This is a genomic window from Burkholderia sp. E168m15 (assembly GCF_016586105.1).
Lineage (GTDB): Bacteria > Pseudomonadota > Gammaproteobacteria > Burkholderiales > Burkholderiaceae > Burkholderia > Burkholderia orbicola.
This window is the reverse complement of sequence record NZ_BCPO01000105.1, coordinates 1-6,006: the sequence shown is the minus strand read 5'-3', so window position 1 is coordinate 6,006 and position 6,006 is coordinate 1. Positions and strand designations below refer to the sequence as shown.

Below are 6,006 nucleotides of genomic sequence, written 5' to 3'. Positions count from 1 at the left end.
GCCACCAGCCCTGCATCGAATCGAACGCGAGACTCCAGGTGCCGCTGAACAGCACGACGAACAGCACCACGCCGAACAGCGCGCCGGCGCCGCGATGCAGCGCGCGCCAGCGCGAACGCGACGAAGCATCCATGTCAGCGCCCTCCCCAGAACATCGCGCACGGCACGAGCACCGCGAGCCACGCACCCGCACGCCACACGGCCTGTCGCCAGCCGGGGGCGACGAGCACCCACAGCAGCGCGGCGACGCTCGCGACGAGCGTCAGCAACACGGCCGCATAGAGCCGGTTCAGGCCGTCGTCGGGGTAATGACGGGCCAGCGTGAGCGCGAGCGCGACCGCCCCCGGCAGCACGCCGCCGATCGCGATCGCCGCCCGCGCGCCCCAGCCGGCCGCCATCAGAATTGCCCGCGCACGGTCAGCATCACGTTGCGCGGTTCTCCGTAACGGTTGTTCCAGCCCGGCTGGCTCAGGCTCAGGTAGTAGGTGCGGTCGAACAGGTTGTTGACGTTGAGCGCGGCGCTCCAGTGCTTGTCGTAGCGGTAGCCGAGCCGCACGCTCGCGAGCGCGTAGCCGCCCTGGCTCATCGTGACGCCGTTCGCCTGCGCCGAGTAGCTGCTCTGCACCTGCACGCCGCCGCCGATGCTCCAGCGCCGCTCCTGCCACGGCAGGTCGTAGTTGGTCCACAGCCGGAACAGGTGGCGCGGATTCAGCAGCGGCGCGAACGAACCCGCGTTCGCGAGGTTGTCCGCATAACGCATCGTGTCGTACGTGTAGCTCGCCCACACGCTCCACCACGGCGTGATGCGCCCGTTCGCCTCGAACTCGAAGCCCTGGCTGCGCACGCTGCCGCCGTTCACGTAGTAGCAGCTCGGCCCCGCGCACGGATGCGCGAGGTCGACCTGCGGGTTGTTGTCGAGATCGATGCGGAACGCCGCGAGCGACACGTCGAGCTTGCCGCCCGCCAGTTCGCCCTTCACGCCCGTTTCGTAGGTGCGCCCCTTCACCGGCGTCAGGATGCCGCCGCCCCACATCGACTTGGTCTGCGGCTGGAACACCTCCGCATAGCTCGCGTACCACGACCAGTCGCGCGCGAAATCCCAGATCAGCCCGCCGTACGGCGTGAACTGGTGGCCGGTGTTGTAGTGCGCGCCGAGGCTGTCCTGGTTCCACCAGCTCATCCGGCCGCCGAGCACGAGCGTCAGCGGCTCCGCGAGCTTGATGCGGCCCAGCCCGTAGACGCCCTTCTGCGAAACGTCGTTCTGCTGCGACTGCTGGTACGGCCCGATGCCGGGCTCGGGCACGCTGCTCGGGTTCCAGCGGTACACGTTCACCGGCGTGCCGGCCACGTCGCCGAGCAGCGGCGCGGTCATCTGCCCGCTGCTGCTGTTCGCGTAGGTGACGCCGAACAGCAGGTCGTGCGTGAGCCCGAACGCATGCACGGGGCCCTGCACGTTCGCATCGATGCTGCGGCTGTAGCTGCTGAACTGGTACGCGGCGCCGGTCAGCCGGCCGCCGGCGCCCGTCGCCGGATCGATCGCGCCAAACGAACCCGCGTACTTCAGGTCCGAGCGCACGCTCTGGTATTCGCCGCTGACCTTCGCCTTCCAGCCGGCGCCGAGCTTCTGCTCGATCGACGCGAACGCGCGCGTCGTGTCCCAGTTGAAACGGCCCCACGCGGTGTCGAGGAACGTCGAGCGCGACAGGCCGAGGCTGGACCCGTCGCGCGCCATCGGCACGCCGGACATGTCGGGCACCGATGTCGTGGTCTGGTACTGCGCGCCGAACGTGAGCAGCGTGTCGCGCGTCACGTCGACTTCCGTGACGCTGTAGATCGAACGCGTGTCCTGCTTCGCGTGGTCGTAGAAGAAGTGGCGATCCTCGTACGCGGCGACGAGCCGGCTGCGCACGGTGCCGGCCGCATTGAGCGGGCCGCCGATGTCGGCTTCCGCGCGATAGCGGTCCCAGCTGCCGACGCTGGCGGTCGCATGCGCGGAGAACTGGTATTGCGGGCGCTTGCGCACGAGGTTGACGGTCGCGGCCGGATTGCCCGAGCCGTGCAGCAGCCCGTTCGCGCCGCGCAGGATTTCGACGCGTTCGTACACCGAGATGTCCTGCGGCGCGCTCGCCATGTCGCCGATCACGACCGGCACGCCGTCGAATTCGAACGAATCGACCTTGAAGCCGCGCACGAAGTACGCAGTGGTGAGCAGCACGTACGGCTGGACGGTCACGCCGGCCGACTGCTGCATCACCTCGTCGAGCGAGAACAGGTTCTGCTGGTCGATCCGCTCGCGCGTCGTCACGCTGACCGACTGCGGAATCTCGCGCAACGCGAGCGGCATCTTGCCGACCGTCGCCACGGACGGATCGTCGGCGACGCCGCGCGACGCATTCACCGCAATCGCCTTCAACTCGCTCCCGGCAGGCTGCGCGGCGGCCGCTTTGTCCCGGCGGACTTCCGCGCCGGCCGCCGGCGCCGCATCGGCGAACGCCGCCGCCGGATGCGCGGCGATCAGCAGGCCGAGGTACAGCGACGGACGCCAGCGCCCGAAACGGGCGACGCGTGCGCCCTGCATCATCGATCTCTCAGGTTCCCGTACCTCGTACCGCATTCACGCCCCCGTATTTGATAATCATTCTCATTATCAATTAGAACCGGCAGGCGATTTTTCGATCGTGGAGCTTTTCCTATCGATTCCGGGCACGGCGGCCCGCATTGTTCACGTCACTGCTCGGATTCGGCCGGGCGGGTTTCGGCGTCCGCGCCGGCGGGCGGCGCTCCGTCGGGCGGCCGTCCAGCGCGGGAGAACGTCGCGTACCACGCATCGGTCTCGATCAGTTGCGCATGCGTGCCGGTCGCCCGCACGCGGCCCGCATCGAGCACGACGATCGTGTCGGCGGCCGCCGCGAGCGCCGGCTGATGCGTGACGACGATGCGCGTGCGTTGCCCGCGCAGCGCGACGAGACTGTCGCGCACGCGTCGCGCGCTCAGTTCATCGAGGCTCGCGGTCGGCTCGTCGAACATCAGCACCGGCGCGCGCGCCAGCAGCGCACGCGCCAGGCATGCGCGCTGGCGCTGCCCGCCCGACAGCAACTGGCCGCCCGGCCCCACGTCGGTGTCGAGGCCGTCCGGCAGGCGTTCGGCGTCGCGCAGCAGGCCGACCGCATCCAGCGCGGCGCGCAGCTCGGCATCGGTCGCGTCGGGCCGCCCCATCCGCACGTTCCACGCGAGGCTGCCGCGAAACAGCCCGTTGTCCTGGAACACGAGGTTGCGCGTCGCGGCGAGCGTCGCCTCGCTCAGGTGCCGCACGTCGGCGCGGCCGAGCAGCACGCGCCCGGCGCACGGATCGTCGAGCCGCGCGAGCAGGCCGAGCAGCGTGCTCTTGCCCGCGCCCGTCGGGCCGACGATCGCGACGAAGCCGCCCGCCGGACAATGCAGGTCGATCCCGTCGAGCAGCGTCGCGCCGCCGGCCGACCGATAGCCGACGCGCAGCGCGTCGACGCTCGCGTCGTGTACCGGCGTGCCGCGCTCGGGGCTGTCGAAAAGTGGCGCATGCAGCACCGCGAGCACCGTATCGAGCGCGCGCCAGCCGCCGCGCAGCGCCTGGTCGAGCTGCGTGAGCTGCGCGAGCGGCTCGATGAAGCGCACGAGCAGCACCAGCACCGCGACGGCCGTCGCCGCGTCGAGCCGGCCGGCCGCGACGGCCCACGCGCCGCCGATCAGCATCGCGACGAACACGCCCTGCACCGCTCCCGCGAAGCCGAGCTCGATCGGCAGCGAGCGCCGCATCAGCGCCCGCGTGCGGCGATGCTGTTCGTCGAACGCGCGCTGCAGCGCCGCGCGTGCGTCGCCGTCCCGGCCCGCGAAGCGCAGCAGCCCCTGATGCGCGGCGAAGGTCTGAAGCTGCACGGCCATGTCGCGATCGCCGGCGGCGCGCGCCTGTTCGAACGCGAGCGTGCGGGCGCCGCCGCGTTCCAGCAGCGCGAACAGCAGCACGGCCGCCGCCGCGAGGCACAGCGCGATGCGCCAGTCGATCCACGCGAGCCCCGCGACCACCGCGAGCGGCGTGACGACCGCGCCGATCAACGGCCCGAGCAGGTGCGCGGGAATTCCCATCGCCTGCATCACCGGCCCGCGCAGCAACCCGGCCCGATGACTGTCGCGCACGGCCTGCCACGACGCGATGCGCGGCAGGTGGTGCACGAGGCGTTCGACGAGGCCGACGGCCAGCGCGCCGCCCGCGCGATAGCCTCGACGTTGCGCGACGTACAGCACGAGCGCATGGCACAGCGTCAGCACACCGAGCACGGCCGTCCAGCGCAGCGCGGCCGCCTGCGCACCGGCGAACCAGGCGCGGATCAGCGGCACGAGCAGCAGCCCGCACGCGCCGTCGAGCAACGCGGCGGCCACCGCCCAGCCCAGCCCGCGCAACAGCGCGCGGCGCGTGTCGCTCGGCAGGCACTGCAAACGTTTGAGCGATGTCGTCATCATGCGGCCTCCCCGCCTGCGGCGCTGCGTTCGCGCCAGAGCCGCGCATACAGCCCGTGCGCGGCCAGCAGCGCCGCGTGCGTACCGCGTTCGACGATGCGGCCGCGCTCCATCACGAGGATCTGGTCCGCGTGCCGGATCGCATCGAGATCGTGGCTGACGATCACACGGGTACGCATGTCGGCGCGCAGCGCGTTGCGCAACGCGCGTCCGGTTTGCGGATCGAGCGCCGACGCCGGTTCGTCGAGCAACAGCAACGGCGCGCGCGACAGCAGCGCACGCGCGATCGACAATCGCTGCAGTTCGCCGCCGGACAGCCGCACGTCGCGCCCGCACACGCAGTCGTAGCCGCCCGGCAATGCGTCGATGCGCTCGTCGAGACAGGCCGCGCGCGCGGCGGCGCGAATCGCGTCGCGATCGGCATCGGGCCGGTACAGCGCGATGTTCGCGGCAATCGACACATCGTCGAGCGCGGTGGCCTGCTGGAACACCATCGCGACCTGTTCGCGGCGCGTGTCCGACGCGAGCAGCCGCAGATCGGCGCCGCCGAGCCGCACCGTGCCGCGATCCGGGTCCATGAAGCGCGCGAGCAGCATCAGCAGCGTGCTCTTGCCCGCGCCCGACGGCCCGACGATCGCGGTGGTCGTGCCGGCCGCGATCGTCGCGTCGAGGTCGCGCAGGATCGGCTCGCCGTCGATGTCGACCTGCACGCCGCGCAGTTCGATCGATGCATCGCGCGGCGCCTGTGCCGCGCCGTCGGCGGGTTCCTGCAAGCCCGGCTGCACGAGCAACGCATCGAGCCGCGCGGCGGCCGCGTGCGCGTCGCGCAACGCATCGGCGCCATGACCGAGCGCACGCACCGGCGCCGCGATCGCCCAGATCAGCAACGCGAACGCGCACAGCGTGCCGACCGGCAACTGCCCGGCCGTCAGCCACGTCGCGCCGCACACGACCCACGCGAGCAGGAACGGCGTGCCGAGCAGCACCTGCGTGCACGCGCCGAGACCGCCGATGCGGCCGACCCACGCCGCGAACGCGTGCGAGAAATGTCCGGCCGACGCCAGCGCGGCCGCCTCGATGCCGGCGCCCGGATACTGCCGCACCAGCGCCGGGTTCTGCGCGAGCTGCGCATAGTCGCCCATCAGCCGTTCGAGCGCCGCGTTGCGTGCGGCGAAGGCCGGCGCGAAGCGTGCCGAGCGCATCCAGCGGAACAGCGCCGCACCGGCGACGAGCGGCACGAGCGCGAACGCGAGCAGCACGGGATTCAGATAAAGCAGGCACGCGAGCGCCGCGCACGGCACGACGACGAGCTGCGTGAGATCGGCCGGCGCATGCGCGACGAGCTGATGCAGCGCGCGCACGTCCTGATCGACGTGGCGCGCGACACGGTCGCTGCCCGCACGCGCGAACCAGCCGAGCGGCAAACGCTGCAGATGATCGGCAAGGCGCTTGCGCAGACGGTCGCCGAGATCGGCGTCGACGCGGTGCGTCAGGTGCAGTGCGACCGTCTGGCCG

General features: G+C 71.5%; 4 protein-coding genes. All 4 read right to left on the bottom strand.

From position 1 onward, the window contains the following. Positions 1-134: 134 nt before the first annotated feature. On the bottom strand, positions 135-398 hold the full coding sequence (locus tag JMF86_RS17505; protein WP_011547178.1) for a hypothetical protein: 264 nt from the start codon (positions 396-398) through the stop codon (positions 135-137). After that, positions 398-2,581 (bottom strand): TonB-dependent siderophore receptor, encoded by a 2,184-nt coding sequence (locus JMF86_RS17500; protein ID WP_050768806.1) that lies wholly within the window; start codon positions 2,579-2,581, stop codon positions 398-400. Before JMF86_RS17500 ends, JMF86_RS17505 begins: the two co-directional genes overlap by 1 nt. A 146-nt stretch (positions 2,582-2,727) precedes the next feature. Further along, positions 2,728-4,491 carry an ABC transporter ATP-binding protein gene (locus tag JMF86_RS17495; RefSeq protein ID WP_041489471.1) on the bottom strand — a complete coding sequence of 588 codons (1,764 nt, stop codon included), beginning with the start codon at positions 4,489-4,491 and terminating at the stop codon, positions 2,728-2,730. After that, a partial coding sequence (locus JMF86_RS17490) for an ABC transporter ATP-binding protein (RefSeq protein ID WP_201317086.1) occupies positions 4,491-6,006 on the bottom strand: 1,516 nt, incomplete at its 5' end. The genes JMF86_RS17490 and JMF86_RS17495, both read right to left, overlap by 1 nt.

Bases quoted from the DNA above. Each gene is read 5' to 3' on its own strand.
- JMF86_RS17495 (WP_041489471.1), bottom strand. From the start codon at position 4,491: ATGACGACATCGCTCAAACGTTTGCAGTGCCTGCCGAGCGACACGCGC.
- JMF86_RS17505 (WP_011547178.1), bottom strand. From the start codon at position 398: ATGGCGGCCGGCTGGGGCGCGCGGGCGGCGATCGCGATCGGCGGCGTG.
- JMF86_RS17500 (WP_050768806.1), bottom strand. From the start codon at position 2,581: ATGATGCAGGGCGCACGCGTCGCCCGTTTCGGGCGCTGGCGTCCGTCG.